This window comes from Limosilactobacillus rudii (genome assembly GCF_014145455.1).
Lineage (GTDB): Bacteria > Bacillota > Bacilli > Lactobacillales > Lactobacillaceae > Limosilactobacillus > Limosilactobacillus rudii.
The window spans coordinates 1-237 of sequence record NZ_JACIVB010000034.1 but is presented as its reverse complement, the minus strand read 5'-3'; the positions used below and the strand labels follow the sequence as shown (position 1 = coordinate 237).

The 237-nt window shown below is 41.8% G+C and carries 1 pseudogene; it reads right to left on the bottom strand.

The window, feature by feature from the left end:
• A pseudogene (locus H5S39_RS02340) lies at positions 1–237 on the bottom strand (ISLre2-like element ISLre2 family transposase); the annotation flags it as partial.

Genomic DNA, 237 nt, shown 5'->3' with positions numbered 1-237 from the left:
TTCTTAAGTGCATTAGGTCGTCTGTTTGTTTTTCCGTTAGGTTTTGTGATTCATAAGTATCCAAAATTAACGTTAGCTCGGCTTTATTATGACGACGGACAGCCTTAACTGCCTGCATAGTTAACTCGTTTCGCTGTCCTAGAGTACGTTCAATTTTCTGTAGGCAGTGGTAGCGGTCGAGAAAGTATTCTCCATGGGCACCTTGCGGAACTAAGTCTAATAGCTTAGTTGGTTCAT